The organism is Paenibacillus apis (assembly GCF_018333295.1).
GTDB classification, from domain to species: domain Bacteria; phylum Bacillota; class Bacilli; order Paenibacillales; family Paenibacillaceae; genus Fontibacillus; species Fontibacillus antibioticophila.
Genome location: NZ_BORS01000003.1, coordinates 145,575 through 170,919, shown reverse-complemented (window position 1 = coordinate 170,919; position 25,345 = coordinate 145,575). Strand labels below are relative to the sequence as shown.

The following is a 25,345-nucleotide window of genomic DNA, read 5'->3' as shown; positions in this document are numbered from 1 at the left end:
TAATGATTTTCAATATCAACTAGTAGGAGCGGGGGAAGATGGTCGTTATGTTGAAGTTAAGAAAAGGGTTGTTCAGCTCGGTAGCACTTCTTTTAATTATTGCTGTTTTATCCGGTTGTGCATCCGGAGGAGCGGCGGAAGGTACAACGAATAACAAGGGAACCAATGCGAGTGAGAATACAGAACAGACCGCCAGCAGCAATGCGGAAGCCAGTGCTGCCCAAGATACCCGCGTGATTAAGCATGCCATGGGGGAAACGGAAATTACAGGCACACCCAAGAAGGTCGTGACCTTGTTCCAAGGAGCGACTGATGTGGTCGTCTCACTTGGGGTTACGCCTACTGGGATTGTAGAATCATGGGTTCAGCAGCCGGTATATGAGTACCTGAGGGCAGATTTGGAAGGTGTACCTGTTATCGGGCAAGAAAACCAACCGAATCTGGAGGAGCTTCATAAGCTGCAGCCGGATTTGATTCTTGCCACAAAGATTCGTCATGAAGAAATTTACGAGCAATTATCACAGATTGCACCAACGGTGGTGACCGAAACCCTTTACGATTGGAAGGAAACGTTGGCAACGGCCGGGGAAGCGATGAACATGCAGGATGAATCCGCTCAATTGCTTGCCGATTGGGAGGCGCGTGTAACTGACTTCAAGGAGAAGATGGGCGATCGTCTGCCGATTGAAGCGACCATTACCAACTTCCGGGCAGATCAGGTGCGGATTTTCTATATGGGCTATGCTGGGAAAATACTCAAGGAGCTTGGCTTCACCAGACCAGAAGGTCATGATGACGATGCTACTTGGGGAGTCATATTGGCTTCCAAGGAGAGCATTCCCGACATGAACGCCGACCTGATCTTCAATTTCAATTCGGGGACCGAAACCGAGGCCATCCAGAAGAACTATGAGGATTGGACCAAGAGCAAGCTGTGGACGAATCTCGATGCGGTGAAGAATGGCCAGCTTGTCCAGGTGGATGAGGTGGCATGGAATAGTGCCGGGGGTTACAAGACAGCCAATATGGTGCTTGATGACCTGTATGAATACTTCAAGCTCAATTAATTGCAGCAGAGAGATTTGCCTTTAAAAGGGCAGGTCTCTCTCTCCGCATTTCATTATACGAAAGAGTGAGGATATGCTTCCGCTGTTACGAGATAAATCGAAGATATGGGGACTTGCGGCCTTGTTTGCCTTGTTGCTTATAGCATCTGCTGCCAGCCTGATGCTTGGCCGCACGGAAATCACGTTCTCCACGGCTGTGGAAGCGTTCAGAAATTATAATGAAGAATCGATTGAACACATTGTACTACATACGGAGAGGCTGCCCCGAACCGTCATTGCCGGCGTGGTGGGGGCTGCGCTTGCGGTTGCCGGAGCGCTTATGCAGGCATTGACCCGCAATCCGCTGGCCTCACCAAGCGTGTTTGGCATTAATGCCGGAGCGATTTTCTTTATTGTGCTGTCCATTGTGGTGCTCTCTGTCTCTTCCTTGAGCACGATGATGTGGTTCGGCTTTGCCGGAGCAGCTTTAGCCGCCCTTATTGTCTATGCACTGGGCTCGCTAGGACGGGACGGAATCACTCCGATCAAGATTGTATTGGCAGGGACGGCCATTACGGCTTTATTCTCGTCGTTCACCCAGGCGATGCTTGTGCTGAATTCGACAGGCCTGCAGGATGTGTTGTTCTGGCTTGCGGGCTCGGTCAGCGGAAGGACGCTGGAGATGCTGTATCCTGTACTGCCATACATGACCGTCGCTGCCCTGGTCGCGCTCTTCATGGGCCGGGCGATTAATTTACTCTTGACCGGCGAGGATATCGCCAAAGGAATGGGACAAAATGTCCTGCTGGTCAAATTGCTCATGGGAGCTGTTGTTGTGTTCCTGGCCGGAGGCTCTGTCGCCGTTGCCGGCTCCGTAGGACTCGTCGGTCTTGTTGTTCCTCATGTGATGCGAGCCCTGGTTGGCAATGATTACCGCTGGCTCATTCCTTATTCACTGTTTGGGGGAGCGGTGCTGCTGCTCTGCTCCGATGTGATTGCGCGCCTGGTTATTCTGCCGAATGAACTGCCGATTGGCGTGGTTACCGCTCTGATTGGCGGGCCGTTCTTCGTTTATATCGCGCGCAAGGGAGGGAGCAAGGTATGAGGAAGACATATGTTATCCGCAGTAAAGGAGAGAGATTTTCTTTCCTGATCGAGCGGCGGGCGGTGCTGGTCATAACGGCGCTCATGCTATTAGTGCTAATTTGCGCTGTAGTAGGAACCAGTATAGGCAGTGATTTTATCTCCCCGCTTCAAGTGCTGTGGACGATTCTGGGACTAAATGAGGGGCAGCATGACTTTGTCGTGCTGACGCTGAGACTGCCGCGAGTGCTGTTGTCCCTATTGGTGGGTGCAGCCCTGGGCATGTCCGGGGCAATCCTTCAGGGAATCATTCGCAACCCGCTGGCTTCGCCGGATGTGATCGGGATTACGGGCGGGGCGGCGGTTGCGGCAGTTGGCTTCGTGACCCTATTAGGGGGAGCCCTTAGCATCAAGTTATTGCCCGCCTTTGCGGTTATCGGCGCATTGGTGACTTCGCTGATCATTTATGCGTTGGCCTGGAAGTCCGGGGTTACCCCCATTCGGCTGGTGCTGATCGGCATCGGGGTATCCTCGATCACCGGGGCAGGCACGACGTTCATGTTGATCCTGAGCCCGTTTTATAGCGCCGGGCAGGCTTACATCTGGCTGACAGGAAGTGTCTACGGGGCAGCGTGGCGCGAGGTCTATACCATTTTACCCGTCATTCTGCTTGTCCTTCCGTTATCGCTGTGGTTTGCGCGGAGCATTAATGCCCAGGCGTTCGGCGATGATTTGGCGGCAGGGCTAGGCGTAGCGGTACAGCGTGAGCGTGTGGGTCTCTTGTTGTGCAGCGTGCTGCTGGCGGGCTTTGCCGTATCCGTGGCAGGAACGCTTGGCTTCGTCGGACTCATTGCTCCCCATATCGCCAGACGGCTGGTAGGGAACCTGTTCGGTAGTCTGCTGCTGGCATCGGCCCCTATTGGGGCGCTGCTGGTGTGCGGAGCTGACTTGATTGGACGAACGGCCTTTTTGCCGCTCGATGTGCCTGCCGGAGTATTTACTGCCGGGATCGGTGCGCCATTCTTCTTATATTTGCTGTTCAAGAACAGAAATCAATTTTGATTGGGGGAGAGAAGCTTGAGCACATTGGAAGCCAAAAATCTTACGATCGCTTATGGCCCGGAGCCGGTCATCGAGGACTTGAACTTAACGATACCGCAAGGGCAAATCACTGTCCTGATCGGCAGCAATGGCTGCGGCAAATCGACCTTGCTGCGCACCATGGCACGCTTGCAGGCACCCCGCTCCGGCACGGTACTGCTGAGCGGGGAGGAGATTGCCAAGCTGCCGACCAAAGAGATTGCCAAGCGGATGTCGATTTTGCCGCAGGGGCCGTCCGCTCCGGAAGGACTGACGGTCAATCAGTTGGTCAGACAAGGGAGGTACGCCCATCAAAGCTGGCTCAAGCAATGGTCGCGTGAAGATGAACGGATGGTCCGTCTGGCGTTGGAATCCACACGCTTGACCGAGCTGGCTGATCGTCCCGTAGACGCGTTGTCGGGAGGACAGCGGCAACGGGCATGGATTGCCATGACGCTGGCGCAGGGAGCCAACACCTTATTGCTGGACGAACCGACAACCTATCTGGATATGAGCCATCAGATTGAAGTGCTGGACCTGCTGTTCGAATTGAACGAGAAGGAGCAGCGCACCATCGTGATGGTGCTGCATGATCTGAATTTGGCCTGTCGTTACGCGCATCATATTGTGGCCGTTAATGAGAAATCGATATATGCTCAAGGGCAACCGGAGGATATTGTGACTCGCGAGCTCGTTCGGCACGTATTCGGTATGGAATGCGAGATTACGATGGATCCGTTATTCGGCACACCGTTATGTATTCCGCATGGAAGGGGCAGGAGCATTCATGGAGAATCACGTTATAGTCAACTCGCTGCAGCCGGAGCAATATCAAGTTCTGGCTGATAGCTATCGGTTAACCCAAGATGTGACGGAGGATCGAACCTATTGTCTGCCGTTTACGGATTTGCTGGACCCGGACAAAAGCCAAGCTTACCTTCAGAAGGTAGGTCAAATCTATGAGACGGATTCATCGGTTGCGCCGGTATCGATGTTCGCCAAACGGTATGCCTACTTAGTAATCGCGGCCAATCTGTATGCCCTATCCTATTTCAACAAGGGGTACAACCTGGAACTGGAGAACGGAGAGATCGAATCCGTGTATCTCGGCGGAGCATGGCTGCCCAAGGCGCGGCTGATGGATTGGACGATGACGGAGCCAGCTGCCGGACGGCGTGCGGAGTGGCGGGACGAGGTGCTGGAACGCATGTTTGCCGGGAACCTGTCCCGGGTATGGAGCGCTCTGGCCAAGCTTGTCAAGGTGCCGAAATCTATCCTGTGGGAGAACACAGCGATCTATGTCTATTGGCTATATGAGAAAAATTTTGGGAAGGATGCCACCTTGGAGCAGAAGCAGCGGCTGGAGGAGGACTATCATTACTTGCTGCATGACGCGCCGGCGCATCTGTTTGGCGAGAAGCGAAACCCCCTGATGCAGTTCAACGGTCCCAAGGTGGTAAGAAGCGGATACAAGAAGCCCATAAGAGTCCGCAAAACCTGTTGCTTCTATTATGTAACCTCAGATAAACAGGAGGACTATTGCTCGTCCTGTCCTAAACGAACCTCTTGATCGATGGAATTGAAGCGATAACCGTAAAAAACCGAACTATGAGACGAAACTCTAAAATAGAATTTCGTAGGATAGTTCGGTTTTTCTTTACTTGTTACGGTAAAAAACTCGGAAGTGATTTTAGGCCAGTCCCCAAAAAGTTCTCCATTTGAAACAAGAAGCATATCTAGAAATATTTCGAAGCTCAATTGAAGGTGCTCCCCAACATGATCCGAAGGAGTGTAGATAGAACGTACATAGAGATACTCTCTTTTTCCGATTGCTTGGCGATCATTATGGATACAAATCAGTACATCATCGTATTTGTGAATGAGAAAAAAGTCTTGAAGATCATTTGGTATAGCAAATCCTGAAATCTGTTGAAATTCATCAATTTCAATAAGTGTATCTGGCTTATAAAACTCGCAGCGACATTTCATTGAGAATCCTAAGCTTCTTTGAATGATTAATTCATAGCATCACTGAGACGACTTTTGAAGCAATTAGGAGCCACTTCAACTAAATTTTCCATGCCTATTTTCTTCCTTCTTAATAGTAGGAGTACCAAAACCTGAACTTAGTATGGATACCAGCCCATAAAAGATGTTGTTATCAATTTTATGATATAGTTACCATAAAATAAATAAGAAAGGAAAAATTTATATGGTCAAACTGTTTGGAAAAAGAAATTGCATTATTGCAGCTCTCATTATTCTCCTGTTAGGGGTGTTCTACTTTGTCGATTGGAGACCCCAACCTGTAAAAGTAGTTAATCACTACCTAAAGTCAGTTCAAAATAAAGATGCTCAGGATGCCTATCCAATATTGCATATTCAAAATAAGAATAGCAAACTAGATTTTGAGACGTTTAAAGGTACTTTATATAGTGATCCGTTGATCGAATACAAAATTAATGGTTCCTCAAAATTAAACGAGAATACGTATCAAGTATTGGTAGATATAAATATGAACGGCTGGGAAACAGATCGCACCTTTGAAGTAAGAAGAATTGATGGCAACTGGAAGATTATTTTCTAAATACAATACAAACAGACCCTGAATACACAGTGAAACAAGACAAAGGAAGCCTTATAAGGTTTAATTGAAGTAATATCCATAAAAAACCGAACTATGACGAAACTCTAAAATAGAATTTCGTAGCATAGTTCGGTTTTTTAAATTGAGATATGTTTGTCCTATTATAACAAAAGATAATTGAACGATAGAACCGAATTCATTCACATGCGGATATATAAGTGAAGGGAGGGGAGAGCGTGGCAACAGAGAGGCAAGTTGTCGAACAACTGGTACATGATTATGGCACCCGGTTATACACCTTCTGCCGAAGGCTGGCCTTTACCCCGGGAGATGCGGATGATTTGTATCAGCAAACCTATCTTCGCATTCTTGATATGAAGGGGACCCTGGATTTATCCCATAATCCGGCCGGGTTTCTGATGTCGGTAGCCACCAGATTATGGTCGGATGAACGGAGAAAATTTGCCCGGAGACAAAGAATTGCTCCCTTGCACTACAATAATGCTCAAGTGAATGAAGTGCCTGATGAGAAGTCCACGGAAAGAATGGTAGAACAGAAGCACACTCAGATTGAGCTTCGGGAGGCGGTGCAGCAATTATCCGATGCCTTGCGAGTGCCCGTGCTGCTCTATTACATGGCAGACATGTCTGTTCAGGATATTTCGAGCGCGCTGCGCATTCCTCAAGGCACCGTCAAGAGCCGGTTGCATCAAGCGCGTCAGAAACTCAAATTGAGATTGGAGGAATCAGGTTATGACGGATGACGAGAAGTTAGATGGATTACTCCGTATGTCTCTGACGGAAGAAGAAATTCCGCCTCCAGCCGTTCAGGCGGTTCTCCTAGAGCAAATTCGCCGGCAACCCGCCAAATGGGAGATATCATGGTGGCTGCCGACTGTAATCGGAGGGTTGCAGACCATCACCCTGGTCGCTGGCGTGAATTTTATTTTTCCAAATTCATGGTTGTCCTTGCTATCGCTGCCGGCTGGAGCCTGCCTCATCCTCTGTTCGGTGGCATTATCGGCAACAGCCCGGTTGTGGACCAGAAAGGAGCGTAATATCTATGTCGTGGATGAGTTATGATCAAATATGGATTGGACTTGGCGCTGCATTGCTGTTGGTACTGGGATCTATAGCTTGTTTGGGAATATGGACGTATCGGGATGCGAAGGCCCGCGGCCTTGATGCCGGAATATGGACAATTATCGTTATTCTAGTGCCCAATTTGATAGGGTTGCTGCTCTACTTCCTGATTGGGCGCAAACAGCAACGAGCGCTTTGTGCTTCATGTGGAGGGCAGACGGAATTGGGCAAGCACTACTGCTCGAATTGCGGCGTTTCCTTAGTTCAACCGGGTATGACCGTGCCTTCAGATGCGAAACACAGCAAGAAGCCGCTGATCGCCGCAATGGTGGGTATGATCTTAACCAGTCTGCTAGTGCTCGGGGTCGTCTTCGGAAGTCTATATGCCGCTCAGCCCGAAATGTTTGCGGCTAAGAATGTTTCGATCGGACAGACGCAAACGATGCGGCCGGGGGCATGGAAGCTGTCTTTCTGGTATTTTAACGGTGAAAAGGTTCAGGCTATTAAAATCAAGCAGGGAGAATCAAAGCAGATCACTCTGGACACCGAGATCAAAAAAGGCACAGTGGAAGCCGTTATATCCCTGGACGGCAAAGAGCAGAAGCGGCTCCTGCTGAACGGGCTGGACACACCTTATATTTGGGATTTAAGCGACCTCCCCGATTCGGGCAGGATAACGCTGCATCTGTATGCCGAAGAGGCCAGAGGCAAAGTGAATATGGATTGGCGCTAAAGTACAGCATTTACAAGCAAACAATGAAGCTCCCCTCCTCAGCAAAGAAGCTGGGTTGGGGAGTTTTTGCATAGTAAAGGATTGAAATGCTGATAGGGATCGTGTAGTATGATAATGATAATCGTTATCATTTATATTTATCATTGACATTTGTCGCTGATAGAGGAAGGACAGGGAGGTGAATTTTTGAGTGTGATTGACGCCAAAAAAAGAGAGAAAGGTCGTCTTTATTATACGGTCATTTGTGGTTTGATCGGGTCGATTATGGTATCCGCCGTATTCTCCGTCTCAATCGGGCAGGTACATATTCCGTTCACGCAATCTATGAACATCATGCTGCATACGTTAACCCACGGTTATCTGGGTTCGATTGACCGGATCGATAACGAGTCTTACTTGAACATTATTATGCAAGTGAGAATGCCCCGCGTCTTGTTCGCCTTACTCATAGGCATGGGGTTGTCTTTGTGTGGAGCGATCATGCAGGCGATTGTTCAAAATCCGCTTGCCGATCCTTATATTCTCGGGATTTCGTCAGGGGCTTCGCTGGGAGCTACTTTTGCCATCCTGGTCGGGTTCGGCAGCGGCGCAATGCTGGCGCAACTAGGTGTTGCATTCGGAGCCTTCGTCGGTGCGATGATCACCTCAGTAGCCGTACTGGTGCTGTCAAGTATCGGCGGCAAGGCAACCTCGGTGAAGCTGGTCTTGTCGGGGGTTGTCATTGGAGCATTGTGCAGTTCCTTCTCAAGCCTGATTATCTATTTTGCGAATAACGCCGAGGGGATCAAAACAGTGACCTTCTGGTCCATGGGTAGTCTGGCGTCAGCAAGCTGGCAGAAAGCTCCCGTGCTGGCAGTAATCGTTCTAGTTGGCTGCCTGGTATTTCTGTTCCAGCATCGGGTACTCAACACCATGCTGGTGGGTGACGAGTCGGCCATTACGCTTGGCATCAACCTTAGCGTCTATCGCAAGCTGTATATGATCGTAACGGCCCTGATCACAGGAACGATGGTTGCCTATGCCGGAATGATCGGCTTTGTAGGCTTGATTGTGCCCCATATTTCTCGGGGGATGTTCGGCGCGGATCACAAGCGTCTTATGCCAGGCACGTTATTGCTTGGCGGGTTGTTCCTGATCTGGTCCGATATTTTGTCCAGAACGCTGATCACTAATGTGGAGTTGCCTATCGGTATCATTACATCGGTAATAGGTTCACCGCTATTTATTTATATGATTGTGAAAAAAGGCTACAATTTCGGAGGCTAAATAAATGGAATTGAGCGCGCAAGGAATGGGCGTCAGTATCGGCAAGAAAGAGATTGTGAGAAACGTCTCGATTCTGGTGAAGAAACGTCAGTTCGTAGGCCTGATCGGGCCAAATGGTTGCGGGAAATCAACGCTGCTCAAGAGCATTTACAAGAGTATCGTTCCCCAGAGCGGCACAGTCCATCTAGGCGACATGGATATTCTGAACACCACGGAGAAAAAGGTGTCCCGCCGCTTGGGTGTCGTGGGGCAATTCAATGAAATGAATTTTGATCTGAGTGTACACCAGATGGTGATGCTGGGACGCACCCCCCATAAGAAGCTGCTAGAGTCGGATAAACAAGAAGACTATGACATTGTGGAGGATGCGCTCGCCAGAACGAATCTGCTCCATTACAAGGATCGCAGTTATTTGTCCCTATCCGGCGGTGAGAAGCAGCGGGTGATCTTGGCCAGAACGATTGCCCAGCAGCCGCAATTCATGGTTCTGGACGAGCCCACGAATCACCTGGATATCCGCTATCAGCTAGAGATTCTATCCTGTGTCAAGGAACTGAATATCGGCGTGCTGGCCGCCCTGCACGACCTGGAGATGGCCGCGTATTACTGCGACTACATTTATGCCGTCAAGCAGGGGGAAATCTATGCCCACGGAACACCGGAGCAGGTATTGACGCCGGAGACCATCGAATCGTTGTATCAAGTCAAATGCCAAACCTACATTAATCCGGTCACACATGGACTGGGTTTTGCTTATGGCATCTAAAGAATATTTTAAGAACACTACGGAACATTTTAAGGGGGAGAAACTTCAATATGAAGAGAAAATCAGCGATGAAAAATAGATTTGTCATGGTGAGCGCTGCATTAACACTGGCTTTAGCGTTGAGTGCTTGTGGTAATACGGCTGAACCCACCGGAACACAACAATCGGAGACACCGGCCCCGGAGGCCAGTAAATATCCGATCACCATCCAGAACTTTGCCAAGGCCGAGGGGGGGACAGAGTGGGAACCGAAGGAGCAGGTATTCGACAAAGCTCCTGAACGCGTCATGGCGAACACAAGACCGGCAGCCGAGTTGCTGTTGCATCTGGGACTGGGCGACAAAATTGTTGGAGTCGGGGCCAACTTTGGAGCTCCTGACACGACGGTGGAAGAGGAATATAGCAAGCTGAACATTCTCGCGGATGAATATGTTGGCAAGGAAGTCACTTTGGGGACGAACCCGGATTTGGTCTACGGCCGGGGAGGACTGTTCGATAATGCTGATTGGGGCGTAGGAACGGTAGATTCCTTGAATGAGATCGGCGTCAAGACGTATGTATGGGAATCATCGGTAACCGGGGGAAGTTATGATTCAATATATAAGGATATCGAAAACCTCGGAAAAATATTCGATGTGGAGGACAAGGCTGCTGCTTTTGCCAAGCAATTGAAGGACCGTCAGGACGAGATTGCCTCCCGCTTGTCCAGTATTACAGAGCAGAAGACGTTTGCTTATTTGCATATGAGCGATCCGAATGAGGTTTATGTATATGCAGCCCAGAAGGAGACCTTCTTTAATGACTCGTTCAATATGGTCAAGCTGGATAATATCTTCAAGGATACCCCTGGAGAGGTCACCGTGGAAAGTCTCATCGATGCCGACCCTGACGTATTGATTATTCCGGACTGGACGGGCGATGACAGTATCGGCGCCCAGGTGCTCAAGGATGCGCTCTACAGTAATCCGAAGCTCTCTAGCATGAAAGCGATCAAGAATAAGCAGATTTTTGCGGTGGATTACAATTATATGTTCGGATACAGCTACAACACGATTGACGGGATGGAGAGGCTGGCCCGTGAGATGTACCCGGATTTGTTTAAATAAAAATACATGAGCTAGAGGGGCGGAAACGCCGAAAGGGGTTGTATATCCGTTGATCCGCAGATTTTTTGCCTATTACCAGCCCTACAAATGGTTGTTTCTCCTCGATTTTGGCTGTGCCATTATCGCTGGTTTGCTGGAACTCGCCTTTCCGATGGCAGTTAATATGTTCGTTGATGATTTTCTGCCAGGGGGGAAATGGGACATCGTCGTCTGGGCCTCAATCGGCCTGATCGTGCTGTATGCCTTAAGCGCCATACTAACTTATGTGGTTAACTATTGGGGCCATATGCTGGGAATTAATATCGAGACTGATATGCGCCATAAGCTGTTTGCCCATATTCAGAAGCTGTCATTCCGTTTCTTTGACAATACGAAGACGGGCCACCTGATCGGACGTCTGACCAATGATATGAACATGATCGGCGAGATGGCGCATCACGGACCGGAGGATTTGTTCATTGCAGTGATGACACTGGCGGGTTCCTTTGCATTAATGTTATCTATTAACTGGCAGCTCGCCTTACTGACCTTTGTTGTCGTTCCGGCCATTCTGTGGGTTGTCATCTATTTCAATCAGAAAATGACCAAGGCCATTCATCAGCTATTCAGCGATATCGGCGATTTCAATGCTCGCATCGAGGATAACGTCGGAGGTATCCGCGTAGTGAAGGCATTCTCGAATGAGGCTCATGAGGAAGCTCAGTTCGCTGTGAACAACAATCGGTTTCGCCTCACAAAGCTGGCTTCCTACAAGCTGATTGCCCGCAACGGTTCCATCAGCTATGTGATGATGCGGTTCGTGACGGTATTCGTTATGGTCTGTGGCACCTGGTTCGTGATTCAGGACCAGCTCTCCTACGGCGAATTCGTTGGCTTTCTCTTGTTGACCAACGTCTTCTTCCGTCCGATAGAGAAGATCAATGCCATTGTGGAGAGCTATCCACAAGGCTTTGCCGGATTTAAACGGTATACGGAATTGCTCGATACGGAACCGGATGTAGAGGATACCCCGGGTGCTGGGGAGATGAAGCCGTTCGAGCGGGAGATCCGTTATGAGCAGGTTACCTTCGGCTACGATGAAGATCAGAAGGTGCTGAACGGGGTGAGCCTGACCATTCGCAAGGGCGAAACGATTGCCTTCGTCGGGCCGTCCGGCGCCGGGAAGACAACACTGTGCAGTCTGCTGCCCCGATTCTATGAGGTGGAGAGCGGAGCGATTACCATTGATGGTGTAGATATTCGTCAGGTAACACAAGACTCGCTGCGCAGTCAGATCGGGATTGTACAGCAGGATGTATTTCTGTTCTCCGGGACCATTCGCGAGAACATCCTGTACGGCAAGCTTGGAGCTTCGGAGGAAGAGGTGTGGGAGGCCGCGAGGCGTGCACATCTGGATGAGTTCATCCGCACGCTGGAGCAAGGCATGGATACGGTAATCGGGGAACGGGGCGTGAAGCTGTCCGGAGGACAGAAGCAACGTCTTGCCATTGCCCGAATGTTCCTGAAGAATCCGCCCATTCTTATCCTTGATGAGGCGACTTCTGCGCTCGACACCGAGACGGAGCAGGCCATCCAGCAGTCGTTAATGGAGCTGTCTCAGGGCCGGACAACGCTGATCATTGCCCATCGTTTTGCGACGATCAAGGAGGCCGACCGGATTGTGGTCGTTACCGCCGAGGGCATTGCAGAGCAGGGAAGACATCAGGAGCTTGTGACGGCAGGCGGCGTCTACAGCCGTTTGCATCAGGCGCAATTTGGCAGCTAGACCGGGTTCGTTTTCTTTTGCTTACCGGTACAACTTCATTTCCTAACACCAAATAGACCCATTGGCTCACTCGAGTATTTATGCCAATGGGTCTATTTGAGCTAGGACAAAGGAATCCTTTTCTCATCCGATAGGGCTATAGAGTTGAATGTAAATCTATGGAAGACTTATACTGAATGAAATAAGACAAGAGATTGTGGAGGGATTACATGAGCGAGGATGTTGTAGTTGGTTGGGACGCGATCGAGGAGCAAATGAAGCGTCTATACGGGGAACAGGAGCCTAAGCATTACGGCACTTCACTTCCCTACCAGCTTGGAGGAAATGACCCGCTGGACGGTCTTAGCGCGTACAAAGCCACCCATCCGGTTCCGCATTGGCATATCGTCACTTTTGGCTTCTCTGAGCTGTATGCCAAGGAATCCGAGGATACGGCTTACAGCGGCTATGGATTTGAGCTTACCTTTCGTGTTGCCCGGGAAGAAGATGAGGAGCAGCCTCCGATGTGGGCGCTGAATCTGCTGCAAAATATGGGACGTTACGTCTTTAACAGCGGAAATATCTTTACGGACGGCGACTACATGGATGCCAATGGGCCTATCTGCCTGGGAGCGGACACGCTGTTGACGGCGTTGGCTTTCACAGAAGACCCTGAGCTACCGGCTATACATACTCCCCACGGCAGAGTGGAATTTCTGCAGATGATCGGTATTTCCGAGGATGAGCTTGAGGCGATGAAAACCTGGAGTACCACAGGTCTGCTGGAAGCGGGACAATCCGTCATTCCGGGGTATATCACCGACTTGTCGCGGGACTCCATGCTGCAAATTCCTGCTATTGCCGAGGCTGTAGAGCAAGGGATTGAGCGAGATGGCTCCAATACGGGATTCCTGTTTGTCGACCAACTGGCCTTTGAGCCTGGCAAGAAGAAGTTATTCGGCAAGACGCCAGCCAAGCTGACCCTGGGAGCCAAGCAGGCTGAGACAGTGGGCAAGCTGCTGCGGGGACGGCTGCTAAAGGGCAAGGACTTGACCCTGGCCAGCCGCGATTGCCAGATCATTCTGGAGTCTGCAGAAGCAACCTCTTACGAAAAGGGTGAGGAGATTGTCCAATTGTATCTGAGTCCGGAGATCTCCGCTGAGCTGTCCCAGAAGCTGCAAGCCAAAGAAGGTGCCATCGAGTTATCCTCTTATGACGGGTTGATTATTCAAATCGTGAAAACTTATATCAAGGATCAGGAAGGGAATGTGGTCTCGACCGTTGGCTAAGCCGTACAAGTAGCTGCCTTTTGTCGACTACAGGAATGGAATATCCGGTATTGCAGGAACGGAGGATGGGGATTGAGTTAGTGTAGTACTCCACGACCTCGAACTAATACATCACTCAAAAAAAGCGCGAAGGCCGCAGCCCTCGCGCTTAATCTTTTTAAGCCAATCTCATCTTGAAGTCCTCATAGCCAAATGCATGAATCACTTCACAATCACCGTTCTTGTCTTGGTAAACCAGGGCAGGCAGCGGCATGCCGTTAAAGGTGGTGTTCTTCACCATCGAGTAGATGGCCATGTCGCCGAACACCAGGCGGTCGCCTGGCTTCAGCGGCTGGTCGAACGAATAATCGCCGATGTTATCGCCCGAAAGACAGGTCGGTCCGCCTAGACGATAGGTGTACGCCTTCTCTCCCGGCTCGCCGGAGCCGAGCAGCGGCGGACGGTAAGGCATTTCTAGCACATCCGGCATATGGCAGGAGGCGGAGGCATCGACGATGGCGATGTCCATTCCATTTTGCATCGTATCCAGTACAGTGGTGATCAGGAATCCGGCGTTCAAGGCCACTGCTTCGCCCGGCTCCAGATAGACCTCCAGACCGTACTTCTCCTGCATACGCTTGATGCATTGCTCCAGCAGGGGAATATTATAGTCCTCACGGGTAATATGATGACCGCCGCCGAAGTTGATCCACTCCAGCTCCGAGAGCCAAGGACCGAATTTCTCTTCAATCGCATCGAGCGTTGTCGCGAGATCATCAGAATCCTGCTGGCACAGAGTATGGAAGTGGAAGCCGGAGACGCCTTCCATCAGCTCTGGACGGAATTGCCCGATCGTTACGCCGAACCGGGAGCCAATGGCACAAGGGTTGTAAATATCATGACCTACTTGAGTGGAGCATTCCGGATTGATGCGCAGACCGATTTTTTTGCCGGCCGCAAGCACCTTTTCCCGATACTTCTCCACCTGGGAGAATGAATTGAAGATAACATGGTCGCATAGCTCCACAATTTCATCCATCTGATCATCCCGGTAGGCAGGGGCAAACACATGATTCTCCTTGCCCATTTCCTCATGCCCCAGACGGGCCTCATACAAGCCGCTGGCAGCTGTACCGCTCAGGTATTTGCCGATCAGCGGGTAGGTGGTGTACATCGAGAACGCCTTCTGGGCCAATATGATCTTGGCCCCGGTGCGTTCCATGATACCGCCTAGAATCTTCAGGTTTTTTTCCAGTAGACTCTCGTCTACTACATAACATGGTGTAGGCAGGTCATCAAAGCGCATTTTATCTTACGAACTCCGTTTCCCGTGCAGTCTCGGAAGAGGGTTGGTCCTCCGGATAGGCATCCACCAGCTCCGGATCGAAGCTCTCCTGCCATGGCAATCCCCATTTATTCAACGCATCCATGAATGGATCCGGATCAAACTCTTCAATATTGTACACGCCCGGTTTGTTCCATTTCCCTGTCATCAGCATCATCGCACCGATCATGGCAGGGACACCGGTAGTATAAGCTACAGCCTGAGAGCCGACTTCCTTGAAGCAGGCCTCATGGTCGCACACATTGTATACGTAGTACATTTTATCCTTGCCGTCTTTCTTCCCCTTGAAGATGCAGCCGATATTCGTCTTGCCCTTGGTACGAGGACCGAGGGACGATGGATCAGGCAGCACAGCCTTCAGGAATTGCAGCGGAATGATCTGCTTGCCTTCGAATTCGATCGGCTCGATCGAGGTCATGCCGACATTCTCCAGGCATTTCAAGTGGGTAAGGTAGCTTTGACCAAAGGTCATGAAGAAGCGAATGCGCTTCAAGCCAGGAATGTTCTCTGCAAGGGACTCAAGCTCCTCATGGTACAGCAGGTACATATCTTTTTCTCCGACTTCCGGGAAGTTGTAGACGCGCTTGATTTCCATCGGCTTCGTCTCGATCCATTCCCCGTTCTCCCAGTATCTTCCGTTAGCCGATACTTCACGGATATTGATCTCAGGGTTGAAGTTGGTTGCAAACGGATAGCCATGATCGCCGGCATTGCAGTCCAGAATGTCGATATATTCAATCTCGTCAAAATAGTGCTTCAGCGCGTAAGCGGAGAAGACGCCGGTTACACCCGGATCGAAGCCGCTGCCCAGCAGGGCGGTAATTCCGGCTTGCTCGAAGCGCTCCCGGTATTCCCATTGCCATTTGTATTCAAATTTCGCCGTATCCTCCGGCTCATAGTTCGCGGTATCCATGTAGTTGGTCTTGGTTGCCAGGCAAGCGTCCATAATCGTCAGGTCCTGATAAGGAAGAGCCAGGTTCATCACGATGTCAGGCTTCACTTCGTTAATGAGCGCAATCAGCTCATCGACATTGTTAGCATCGACTTGAGCGGTCGTAATCTTGGTCTTGCCTCCGTCGAGCTTGGCCTTCAGGTCGTCACATTTGGACTTCGTCCGGCTGGCGATGCAGATTTCTTCAAATACTTCACTGTTCTGGACGCATTTATGAATGGCTACTGAAGCCACGCCGCCACATCCGATAATTAACGCTTTTCCCATTATTCATCATTCTCCTGTCCTGTAAGAGGATGTTCAAAAAGTCATCTTTCGTGACTTTTGAACTCGCACTTAAACTGAATTTTTTCGTTGTAAACGGCACAAAAAAAGCAAGTGAACAGACGCATCCCAGCGCACAGTCACTTGCTTGTGATATGATTTCAATATTAAGAAGGCTCTAATGACAGACGCAGGCCAGTCCTCGGCCGTCATCCGCCAGTCCATAAAATACTTAATCTCATGGAAAGTCCCTTAATATTCAAATATATCCCGTTGATCAGAGTCTATATAGCAAATAATCGCCTTTACCACTCTTATTGACCGTTTCACAAGTTGATGTGCAAATGCACTGGTTGTAAAGTAACCAACTTATAAAATTTGAGCTTTTAACTCAATCAATAAGGCAACTCGAGGGTTGCCAATCGGCATTTGACCCGGCTGTCCGTATGGCCTTAACTTACCCCAAAAGGGAAGTGGTCAAAAATTATCTGCTTGGAAAGACTCCTGAAATATACCGAATATTAGCTTTCCAAAATTAATGCTCTTTTATATTAGCAGGAACATGGTCAAACAGCAACAGGAAATTTTTAAAAAATTGAAATGAAGTAAAGGAGTTGTTTTATATCAAACAAGGTGTAGTGCTTCTGCTGTTTTTGTTGGGGTTGAGCGGCTGTGCAGGAGACAATGAAGAAGTATGGGAAATGAGCGAAGAGCATAAACTCAGAGTAATTGCCGGAGAACATGTAATTGCTTGTACCCCCTTAAATCAAGAACTGGATTCGATGGATGCCTTCAAAGCCTTCTTTGCAGATGAATCTTTGGCAGAAATCAAAAGTATAAAGACAACAGAGACAGCGCTCCTGAAATTTGAGGGAGATCAACCCATCGAGGTTACAGTTAAAGATATCTTGCTCAGTTCTGATGGGAATTATTTATATCCGGACAAGCTATCTCCTGAGACTTCCTTGACTAATAAAAATAATAGTTTCAGCTTTGTTCTTGGCAAGAACACAACATCTGCCCTAAATTCACAGTTTGAACCCGGTAAAATGAATTACAGAGGCTTCAAAATCGATGCAACGTGGGAATCAGGGGGAAAAACGTATATTTTTGCTATAAAAGAAAAGTAGAATGATCTTTCCGACTCCGGGCACACTGTTATGGACAGATCAATCACCATATAGAGGAGCGCATGCAAGATGACAACGCGTAAGCAAAAAGACAAGGACAGCAGGGAAGAGTATTTTCTGGACATTGACCGTATGATCAACGAAGGACTCGGAGGCGGAAATGTAACCCGGGACAACGGGCTGATTGAGGAGACCACAACCGATACGATGACATATCCGGAGTCGATATTAGATGAACGCACTTAAACTAAATTTTTTTCGTTGTAAACGGCAAAAAAAAAAGCAAGTGAACAGATGCATCCCAGCGCACAGTCACTTGCTTGTGATATGATTTCAACTCGAGGGTTGCCAATCGGCACGATCACTGTACCGGAACATCTAGCTTATCGCGGAAGGTCTGGATCTGTGCTTCATTGATCTGCTGCTGGCTATAGGCTACCGAGGTGCCGAGTACAAATACGTTAGCCCCGTATTCGCGGCAGAGCCGGGCACTGTCCAGACCGATATTGCCGTCGACCATTATGTCCTTGTCCGGACCGATTAGCTCGCGGATTTCCTTGATCTTCAGCGCCGTATGCTCCAGGAACTTCTGCCCGGCAAAGCCAGGCTCTACAGTCATAACCAGGACGTAATCCACGTACTGATGCAAATGCTGCAAGAAGTCGATAGAGCCGTGCGGATTGATAGCTATCCCGGCCTGCTTGCCGCTCTCGCGGATTTGACGCAAATAACGGATCGGCGTATGGGTTGCCTCGATATGGAAGCAGACATGGCTGCATCCCGTATCAAGCACCAACGGAATCGCCATATCCAGATTACTGACCATCAGGTGGGCATCCACCGGAACAGACGAGTTCTCGGCCAGCATCCGCAGTTGGTCGAAGCCCAGCGTGATGTTATGCACGAAGTTGCCGTCCATAATATCGGCATGAATAAAGTTCGCCCGAATGTGCGCCGCATCCTCCAGTGCTCCCTTCAGGTTAAGCTGATCCGCGCACATAATGGATAACGATAGTTTGTTTGTCACTTGACGTAACCCCCTTCACAAGCCTTGGTGAACATCTCATCCGCCTCTGCTCCCGTTGGCAGCGAAGTAGCCGCACCCGAACGGGTCACCGCAATGGCCGCTGCTACGTTGGCATAATAAATGGCCTGGTCCAGCGGCATCTTCCGGGCCATACCTAACGTCAATGCGCCCATGAAGCAATCTCCTGCCGCCGTGGTATCGACCACTTGTCCCGCCTCGCGGTAGGTAGGGAAGTTCCGGATATCCTGACCATCATACAGCATAGCGCCATGCTCTCCACGCTTGAGCAGCACCCGCTTACTGCCCGTTGCCTCATACAAGTAGCGGCAAGCCTCGCGCGCCGCTGCTTCCGTATCTACGGCAAAGCCCGTCCACTGAGCCGCCTCCGTCTCATTCGGGCTGAACACGTCCACATCCCGAAATTCACTAAGCTCGATCCCACGCACAGGTCCTGCGTCCACAATGATGACCTTTTCCTGCTTCCGGCCGTGATATAGCAGTTGCTCAATTAAGGAAAGGCTGCACTCCAGCTCCAGGGATAAAAATGAGAAAGACGGCAATTGATCCACGATCTCGTTAATATCCGTCTTGGTAAAGGCATTGTTCGCGCCCAAATAAGACAAAATCGTATTCTTGCCGCTGGGTTCAACCATGATATAAGCGGTTCCCGTACCGACATGCTCATCCCGCTTCACCAGCCGGGTTCCGATTCCTTCAGCCTGTAGCTTGCTAAATACAAGGTCCCCGCTGCTATCCTGTCCCAGCTTGCAGCAGAACTGCACGTCCAGTCCCAGCCGCTGCAAGGCAATGGCCCGGTTAGAGCCCTTGCCGCCAAGTCCGGTGCGCTGCCCGGCCGCCACCAACGATTCGCCTTGATGTGGCGTGCGTGGAACCTGGAGCACGACATCGATGTTGGCACTTCCAGCCACCAGCACTTGATCCCGGGATGACATTAGAGCTGCTCCAGCTCATCCACAGCCTGGATGAAGGACTGCGCTTGCTCCTGCACCAACCGTTGATAGGCGCCGTGCACATTGGTGGCGCTGACGACGAAGCTGTCCAGCTTGCTGTAGCCTTCATTTAAACACTCGAAGATGCCGTCATTCACGAAGCTGTCCGCCACATCCTTCAAGGCTTGAGCCGCGAGCTTACCATCCTTCTGAGCCAGACACCAGATCACCCAGCCGCTGGCCGTCGCCCAATAAGCTCCATTCTGATATTCCTCATGCGGGACATCGATGAGCAGGCGCTCCCAGTATTCCCCTTGCAGCAGATGACGAATTTGGCCCTTGTAGGCATAGGCCTCATAGTTATCATGCAGGAAGGTCAGTAGATCCTCACGGATGTCACCCGCCGGGAAGCCAATGTATAGCAAATACGCGATGCCCCAGATGTCCAGTTGCTTGCACTCTCCGGTAGCCGCGTAGAAGCCCTTGCGGGACGGATCGTAGAGCTTGAAGATGCTCCGTTCAATCGCGGCTGCCTGCTCACGATATGACTTTGCTACAGCCGATTGCCCGTACTTCTCGTGCAATTCCTGCAGGAAGCGGCAGGCCCGCCAGAAGAGGAGCGATTCCATGAACAGCTCGCCCGTCTTGCCGATGGTATCGGTAAATCCATATGGAGAATGCGGCTTGGCCGGATCATTGTAGACTAGTCCTTCCATACTAAGCGGAATCAGCGACATGCCTTGATCGAGAGCCCCAGCCCACTTGCCGAATAGCTGGCGAGCTTCCGCTTCGTCCAGAGACTGGAGATAGAAATATACGACATAAGCCAGGAACGGTGTATTATCCAGATTGGCTTCCCCCACCGGCTTCTCTACCACGCCTGCGGCATACACGCCTAATCCGTCGGCATAAATACGGTCAGGCAACCAGCCGTCCTCGCGACGCCCCCCTATAACGAAGTCAACCGCAGCCCGGATATCCTCCGGCTGGAGGAACTCGGAAGCGTATTCAACCATATAAGCAAAATCGCGTACCCACAGCGCATCATAACTAGCAATCCCGTCAGGGGTAAATAATTTCGTACCATCATGAGCCACCTTGATACAGCCTTGAATTAATTGATCGGATTTTTGCGCAAGCAATTGCGCCAGTTTGTGATTACTCATCTTGTCACCGTCCTAATGATAGCGTTTTAGGCCTTACGAGAGTCATTTTAACATAAACAAAATAGTTTTCAATAACACATTTAAAAAACACTTTAGTAAAATGTGTTTACAAAACTTTTTGTTCTTGCTATACTTGCATCATCAAGCCCGATCAAACACAATGCCGCCGCAAGAAATGAACAAATGAAAGCGTACCTAAAAGCGAAAAATAATGCCTGCTCTATAAGAAGAAGGTAGATTTGCTTATAATTAAGAGGGCGTATTATTTTTGCAAAGGGTGAAAAGGATTGGGAAAGAATAATTCCAAAATTTTAAAAGAGGCTAACAAGTATTTGGTATTGCAATGCATATCCAGCTACCAGCCAATCACCGTTGAGGATATTGTGAAGAAGACGAATTTGAGCCGGCCTACGGTCATTAATTCGGTCAAGGAATTAACCGACGACCATATCATTATCAAGGGCGGACTAGCCGAGTCCACCGGGGGCAGAGCAGCAGCATTGCTCGCTATTAATTCAGATGCATACTACGGCATCGGAGTTGACTTTGAGTTCCCGCAGGTGCGGATTGCAATGGCCAACTCCAACGGCGAGATTCTGGCCTCGCGCCACTATGATTATCCGCTCGATAGCTCGGTGCAATACATCACCGATCGTCTGTCCGATGAAATTGCCCGGTTGATTGAGGAATCCGGTGTAAATCGGCTGAAGATCGAAGGCATTGGCATCGGTATGTCCGGTGTGGTCGACAAGAATAACGGCTTGTCCATCTTCATCGAACGGATTAACGATTGGCATAACGTGGACATCAAGTCCATTCTGGAAGATCGTCTTGATCTACCGGTTTATGTGCGCAACGATGTTCACTTGATGGGGCTGGTCGAACAGCGCTTCTATCTATCCGCCGAGAATCAAGACTTCATCTATATTGGGCTGCGCTCTGGCGTAGGTAGTGCGATCTTTATGAAGAACGGGATCTATGGCGGGGAGAATGGCAACGCAGGCTTCATCGGTCAAATGATTCTGGATGTCAGCGGACCGGAAGGGCTTGGCGGTCCCAAGGGTAGCTTGAACGTATTTGCCAGCGAACTTAATCTGATTCGTCGTTACCGTGAGGGAAGCGGAAATACCGCTTCGGCTAAGCAGCTTCCACTACGGATGGAGAATCTGGTTCAACTTGCGCAAGAAGGAGATGAACTGGCCTCCTCCCTGCTGCAAGAAGCAGGTCATTACCTGGGACTTGCCCTGGTGAATCTGGCACGCATTTTTGAAATTCCTAATTTTGTGATTGGCGGCTGCCCGAACCTGGAGGGTTCGATCTTGCTTAAGTCCTTGCAAGAAACGGCCAGCGATTTATTGAAGGAACACTTTAATCGGCTAAGCATCGTGCCTGGTCAATTACTGGAATACGAGTATGCGTTAGGCGGCTGTTATTTGGTGTTTGATCATATCTTTCATAAACCAAGATTAAAGCTTCAAATATAACAATGCGTTGTATTTGAAGCTGACCTAAAGACAGCAAGGAGACAACAGTGATGGATAACAGAATTCGGATCGGTATCAGACCGGTCGTTGACGCCCGTATCGGCAACGTCAGGGAAGCGCTTGAACCGCAAACGCTCTCAATGGCTCAAGCGGTGGCCCGGTTGCTGAGCGAGCAGCTTCATTACAGCGACGGTGCAGCCGTAGAGTGCGTGATCGCATCTACATGTATCAGCAGTATCAAGGAGGCTCGGCAAGCGGACGAGCAATTCCGGCTCGAAAATGTAGGCGTTACCATCTCCGTAACCCCCGCTTGGGCCTATGGCAGTGAAACCATCGACATGGACCCGCATCGCCCGAAGGCGATCTGGGGCTTTAACGGCTCCGAGCGTTCCGGTGCAGTCTATCTGGCTGCAGCACTCGCCGCACATAACCAGAAGGGCCTGCCCGCCTTCGGCATTTACGGCAGTCATGTGCAAGACAAGGATGATGACAGCATTCCCGAAGATGTACAAGCCAAGCTGCTGCAATTCGCCCGGTCAGCCATGGCCGTCGCTCAAATGCGCGGCAAATCTTATCTGGCCATTGGCTCCGTCAGCATGGGTATTGCCGGATCCATCGTCAATGAATCCTTCTTCCAGCAGTACCTGGGCATGCGCAATGAATACGTTGATATGAGCGAGATCAACCGCCGGATTCAATTGGGGATTTTCGATCAGGAGGAATTCGAGCGCGCACTGGCCTGGACCCGCCAGCATTGCCTGGAAGGCACCGATTACAACGAAGAAGCGACCCAATTCTCCCGCGAACGCAAGGATGAGGTATGGGCGTTCGTCGTGAAGATGACCTTGATTATGCGGGATCTGATGGCAGGCAATCCGAAGCTGGCGGAAGCGGGCTTCACGGAAGAAGCGCTGGGACATGAAGCCATTGCTGCAGGATTTCAAGGGCAACGCCACTGGAACGATTACCTGCCCAATGGCGACTTCTCCGAAGCGATCCTGAACAGCTCGTTCGACTGGAACGGCCGACGTGCTCCTTATGTGATGGCTACCGAGAATGACAGCCTGAACGGAGCCTCGATGCTGCTGGGGAATCTATTGACCCATACCGCGCAGGCCTTCGTGGATGTCCGGACCTATTGGAGCCCTGAAGCTGTGAAGCGGGTCGCCGGATATGATCTTGAAGGCTTGGCAGCCGGTGGCGTCATTCATCTGAAGAACTCCGGCTCGGTTGCGCTGGATAGCTCCGGTGAACAACAAATCAATGGCCAGCCGGCTATGAAGCCACACTGGGACATCACCCAGGACGAAGTGGACCGCAGCTTGCAAGCCACTACCTGGCATGCTGCCCATCAAGGATATTTCCGAGGCGGCGGATTTTCCAGCCGTGTACTAACCAAGGGTGGCATGCCGATTACCTTCTACCGGATCAACCTGGTCGCTGGATTAGGTCCGGTGCTGCAAATTGCCGAAGGTCATACTGTAGACCTGCCGGATCATGTGCACGAGCTGCTGGATGAGCGTACCGACCCATCCTGGCCAACCGCCTGGTTCGTCCCTAATCTTACAGGAAGCGGAGCTTTCCGCAATGTCTATGCCGTCATGGATAACTGGGGCGCTAATCATGGCGTATTCAGCTATGGGCATATCGGCAGCGACCTGATTACCCTCGCCGCCATGTTGCGGATTCCCGTCAACATGCACAATGTGCCGGAAGAGCGGTTGTTCAGACCAAGCTACTGGAAGGCCTTTGGTCTGGAGAACAGCTCAATGGGCATGGACTATCGCGCCTGCTCACAGTTAGGGCCTTTGTACAAGTAACAATGGTGTAATTTGCGGGACTGCGTATCGGCCGAGCGCGGCCCGCAACTCACATACATGCTTTTATGCTTTGCATACAAAAGGGAGGAATTGCATCATGAAAAAATGGTTATTTGCACTCGTTGTAGTTATGATGAGTGTCACAGTACTGACTGCATGCGGGGGCAACAACAATGCGCAATCGGGCAATACCAACAATCAAGGTACAGACAGCACAGAGAAAATTAAGCTGGAATTTCTGTCTTTGAAGCAAGAGCAAGCAAGCCAAGCAGCGTTTAAAGAGATTATTAAGCGTTTTGAAAGCGCTAATACTAATATCACTGTTGATCTTCAAAGTATGAATGCGGATCAGCTAAAGACGACGCTGCGGGCCAGAGCTGCTTCTGACGAAATGCCGGACCTGGTGACCTGGATGAAAGAGATTGACCCGGAATATTTGCTCGACCTGAAGGGCGAAAGCTACCTTAGCAATCTTAATGCAGAGAGCATCGAAGCTGCTAATGCCCTTTACAATGATGAAGTCTATGCGATGCCAATTGATAATGGATACATTGGTTTCTACTACAACAAGACTGTTCTTGCGGACAACAATCTGGAGGTTCCAACCACGCTGACTGAGATGAAGCAAGTGGCTGAGGCATTGAAGGCCAAGGGGATTCCTGCCTTTGCTACAGGCTCCAAAGACCTGTCCGTAGCTTATATGCCGCTGATCGCCCTGTTCTCTGAGACGGTCTTTGGCCGCAATGTGAATTGGTCTGCGGAGCGCGACGCCGGGGACGTAAGCATTGCCACGGACGAGAGCTGGAAACTGGCATTTGATCTGCATAAGGATTATGTATATGGATACAGTGACACCAACGCTTCCTTCAACATTGGCTACGATGATGCCAACGCTATGCTGGCACAAGGAAAAGCCGCCTTCTACGGCAATGGATCATGGGCGCTGGAGCCGATCCGTCAAGTGGGACCTGATGCGGATATTGGTCTGATGGCCTTCCCCATTTCGGATAATCCTGAAGAATCCAAGCTGCTGGTATTTCCGGACACTTCATTGTCTATCATGAAGGATAGCAAAAATGCGGATGCCGCCAAGAAATTCCTTGAGTTTGTTGCTTCACAGGAAGCTGGCGAAATCTGGTCAGAGAATGCAAAAGTATCCTCCACTGTCAATGGCGTCAACGTGGATTATGATCCGATTGCTGCTGATATCAACCAATACATCTCCAGCGGTCAGTTCACTCCATATGGGGACCGTGTACTACGTTCCGTATTTACGGACAAGCTGTGGGAGGATTTCTCCAAGTACATGCTGGATAGAACGGACTGGGATACATTAGCCAAGGATTTGGATGCTGCATGGGACAGAGCCAAGGAAGTTGAGGCTTCCGGACAATAATACAACGACAATGCCATGTTTGCGCGGATGCCTTCCGGGGGACGAGCTC

Annotated in this window: 25 protein-coding genes; 19 read left to right on the top strand and 6 right to left on the bottom strand. The window is 50.3% G+C overall.

Annotated features, from left to right (window positions below; genetic code table 11):
* Positions 1-47 precede the first annotated feature (47 nt).
* From KI362_RS05380 to KI362_RS05360, 5 genes are all read left to right on the top strand, one after another.
* Positions 48-1,067, top strand: a complete 1,020-nt coding sequence (locus tag KI362_RS05380; RefSeq protein ID WP_301625462.1) for an ABC transporter substrate-binding protein — start codon at positions 48-50, stop codon at positions 1,065-1,067.
* A gap of 73 nt (positions 1,068-1,140) precedes the next feature.
* Positions 1,141-2,151, top strand: coding sequence for a FecCD family ABC transporter permease (locus KI362_RS05375; protein ID WP_301625460.1), 1,011 nt, complete (start codon positions 1,141-1,143; stop codon positions 2,149-2,151).
* The gene (locus KI362_RS05370; protein WP_301625459.1) at positions 2,148-3,191 is read left to right on the top strand and encodes a FecCD family ABC transporter permease; all 1,044 of its coding nucleotides are present in this window, start codon (positions 2,148-2,150) and stop codon (positions 3,189-3,191) included. The genes KI362_RS05375 and KI362_RS05370 overlap by 4 nt, the downstream gene beginning before the upstream one ends.
* A 15-nt stretch (positions 3,192-3,206) precedes the next feature.
* Positions 3,207-4,055 (top strand): ABC transporter ATP-binding protein, encoded by an 849-nt coding sequence (locus KI362_RS05365; protein WP_301625457.1) that lies wholly within the window; start codon positions 3,207-3,209, stop codon positions 4,053-4,055.
* Positions 3,997-4,779, top strand: a complete 783-nt coding sequence (locus KI362_RS05360; RefSeq protein WP_301625456.1) for an IucA/IucC family C-terminal-domain containing protein — start codon at positions 3,997-3,999, stop codon at positions 4,777-4,779. The genes KI362_RS05365 and KI362_RS05360 overlap by 59 nt, the downstream gene beginning before the upstream one ends.
* On the opposite strand, the gene KI362_RS05355 is transcribed toward KI362_RS05360, so the two are convergent.
* Positions 4,746-5,198 carry a hypothetical protein gene (locus tag KI362_RS05355; protein WP_301625454.1) on the bottom strand — a complete coding sequence of 151 codons (453 nt, stop codon included), beginning with the start codon at positions 5,196-5,198 and terminating at the stop codon, positions 4,746-4,748. The genes KI362_RS05360 and KI362_RS05355 overlap by 34 nt on opposite strands.
* Before the next feature lie 223 nt (positions 5,199-5,421).
* Between KI362_RS05355 and KI362_RS05350 the strand changes: the two genes are divergently transcribed.
* The 9 genes from KI362_RS05350 to KI362_RS05310 all read left to right on the top strand — a co-directional run bounded on the left by KI362_RS05350 (position 5,422) and on the right by KI362_RS05310 (position 13,783).
* The gene (locus KI362_RS05350; RefSeq protein ID WP_301625452.1) at positions 5,422-5,796 is read left to right on the top strand and encodes a hypothetical protein; all 375 of its coding nucleotides are present in this window, start codon (positions 5,422-5,424) and stop codon (positions 5,794-5,796) included.
* Positions 5,797-6,032: 236 nt separating this feature from the next.
* Entirely contained in the window at positions 6,033-6,560 is a 528-nt protein-coding gene (locus tag KI362_RS05345; protein ID WP_301625450.1) for an RNA polymerase sigma factor, read from the top strand.
* A 25-nt stretch (positions 6,561-6,585) separates the two neighbouring features.
* Positions 6,586-6,879 carry a hypothetical protein gene (locus KI362_RS05340; RefSeq protein WP_301625449.1) on the top strand — a complete coding sequence of 98 codons (294 nt, stop codon included), beginning with the start codon at positions 6,586-6,588 and terminating at the stop codon, positions 6,877-6,879.
* The gene (locus KI362_RS05335) at positions 6,869-7,612 is read left to right on the top strand and encodes a PLD nuclease N-terminal domain-containing protein (RefSeq protein ID WP_301625447.1); all 744 of its coding nucleotides are present in this window, start codon (positions 6,869-6,871) and stop codon (positions 7,610-7,612) included. The genes KI362_RS05340 and KI362_RS05335 overlap by 11 nt, the downstream gene beginning before the upstream one ends.
* Positions 7,613-7,876: 264 nt before the next feature.
* A complete protein-coding gene (locus tag KI362_RS05330; RefSeq protein ID WP_374705628.1) occupies positions 7,877-8,878 on the top strand; it encodes a FecCD family ABC transporter permease in 1,002 nt (333 codons plus the stop codon).
* Between the two features lie 4 nt (positions 8,879-8,882).
* Positions 8,883-9,644: an ABC transporter ATP-binding protein gene (locus KI362_RS05325; protein ID WP_044480531.1), complete on the top strand. Its 762-nt coding sequence runs from the start codon at positions 8,883-8,885 to the stop codon at positions 9,642-9,644.
* 86 nt (positions 9,645-9,730) lie between these two features.
* Entirely contained in the window at positions 9,731-10,750 is a 1,020-nt protein-coding gene (locus tag KI362_RS05320; RefSeq protein ID WP_374705627.1) for an ABC transporter substrate-binding protein, read from the top strand.
* 49 nt (positions 10,751-10,799) lie between these two features.
* On the top strand, positions 10,800-12,515 hold the full coding sequence (locus KI362_RS05315; RefSeq protein WP_301625445.1) for an ABC transporter ATP-binding protein: 1,716 nt from the start codon (positions 10,800-10,802) through the stop codon (positions 12,513-12,515).
* Between the two features lie 209 nt (positions 12,516-12,724).
* Positions 12,725-13,783 carry a suppressor of fused domain protein gene (locus tag KI362_RS05310; protein ID WP_301625443.1) on the top strand — a complete coding sequence of 353 codons (1,059 nt, stop codon included), beginning with the start codon at positions 12,725-12,727 and terminating at the stop codon, positions 13,781-13,783.
* Between the two features lie 157 nt (positions 13,784-13,940).
* Here the strand turns inward: KI362_RS05310 and nspC are convergent, their stop codons facing one another.
* Both nspC and KI362_RS05300 read right to left on the bottom strand, forming a co-directional pair.
* A complete protein-coding gene (gene nspC, locus KI362_RS05305) occupies positions 13,941-15,068 on the bottom strand; it encodes a carboxynorspermidine decarboxylase (protein WP_301625442.1) in 1,128 nt (375 codons plus the stop codon).
* Position 15,069: 1 nt separating this feature from the next.
* Positions 15,070-16,326 carry a saccharopine dehydrogenase family protein gene (locus KI362_RS05300; RefSeq protein WP_044480527.1) on the bottom strand — a complete coding sequence of 419 codons (1,257 nt, stop codon included), beginning with the start codon at positions 16,324-16,326 and terminating at the stop codon, positions 15,070-15,072.
* A gap of 611 nt (positions 16,327-16,937) precedes the next feature.
* Between KI362_RS05300 and KI362_RS05295 the strand changes: the two genes are divergently transcribed.
* Positions 16,938-17,453, top strand: a complete 516-nt coding sequence (locus KI362_RS05295) for a hypothetical protein (RefSeq protein WP_301625439.1) — start codon at positions 16,938-16,940, stop codon at positions 17,451-17,453.
* 69 nt (positions 17,454-17,522) lie between these two features.
* Positions 17,523-17,699 carry a hypothetical protein gene (locus KI362_RS05290; RefSeq protein ID WP_187375167.1) on the top strand — a complete coding sequence of 59 codons (177 nt, stop codon included), beginning with the start codon at positions 17,523-17,525 and terminating at the stop codon, positions 17,697-17,699.
* A gap of 115 nt (positions 17,700-17,814) precedes the next feature.
* Here the strand turns inward: KI362_RS05290 and KI362_RS05285 are convergent, their stop codons facing one another.
* From KI362_RS05285 to KI362_RS05275, 3 genes are read right to left on the bottom strand one after another with little or no spacing between them, the layout of a single operon-like run.
* On the bottom strand, positions 17,815-18,480 hold the full coding sequence (locus KI362_RS05285; protein ID WP_301625437.1) for a ribulose-phosphate 3-epimerase: 666 nt from the start codon (positions 18,478-18,480) through the stop codon (positions 17,815-17,817).
* Positions 18,477-19,433: a ribokinase gene (locus KI362_RS05280; protein WP_301625435.1), complete on the bottom strand. Its 957-nt coding sequence runs from the start codon at positions 19,431-19,433 to the stop codon at positions 18,477-18,479. The genes KI362_RS05285 and KI362_RS05280 overlap by 4 nt, the downstream gene beginning before the upstream one ends.
* Complete coding sequence (locus tag KI362_RS05275; RefSeq protein WP_301625434.1) at positions 19,433-20,596, bottom strand: hypothetical protein; 1,164 nt, start codon at positions 20,594-20,596, stop codon at positions 19,433-19,435. Before KI362_RS05275 ends, KI362_RS05280 begins: the two co-directional genes overlap by 1 nt.
* 287 nt (positions 20,597-20,883) lie before the next feature.
* On the opposite strand from KI362_RS05275, the gene KI362_RS05270 reads away from it, so the two are divergent.
* The 3 genes from KI362_RS05270 (at position 20,884) to KI362_RS05260 (ending at position 25,296) form a co-directional block, all read left to right on the top strand.
* The gene (locus KI362_RS05270; protein ID WP_301625432.1) at positions 20,884-22,080 is read left to right on the top strand and encodes an ROK family protein; all 1,197 of its coding nucleotides are present in this window, start codon (positions 20,884-20,886) and stop codon (positions 22,078-22,080) included.
* A gap of 50 nt (positions 22,081-22,130) precedes the next feature.
* Positions 22,131-23,900 carry an L-fucose isomerase gene (locus tag KI362_RS05265; protein ID WP_301625430.1) on the top strand — a complete coding sequence of 590 codons (1,770 nt, stop codon included), beginning with the start codon at positions 22,131-22,133 and terminating at the stop codon, positions 23,898-23,900.
* Positions 23,901-23,997: 97 nt separating this feature from the next.
* The gene (locus tag KI362_RS05260; RefSeq protein WP_301625429.1) at positions 23,998-25,296 is read left to right on the top strand and encodes an ABC transporter substrate-binding protein; all 1,299 of its coding nucleotides are present in this window, start codon (positions 23,998-24,000) and stop codon (positions 25,294-25,296) included.
* Positions 25,297-25,345: the final 49 nt, after the last annotated feature.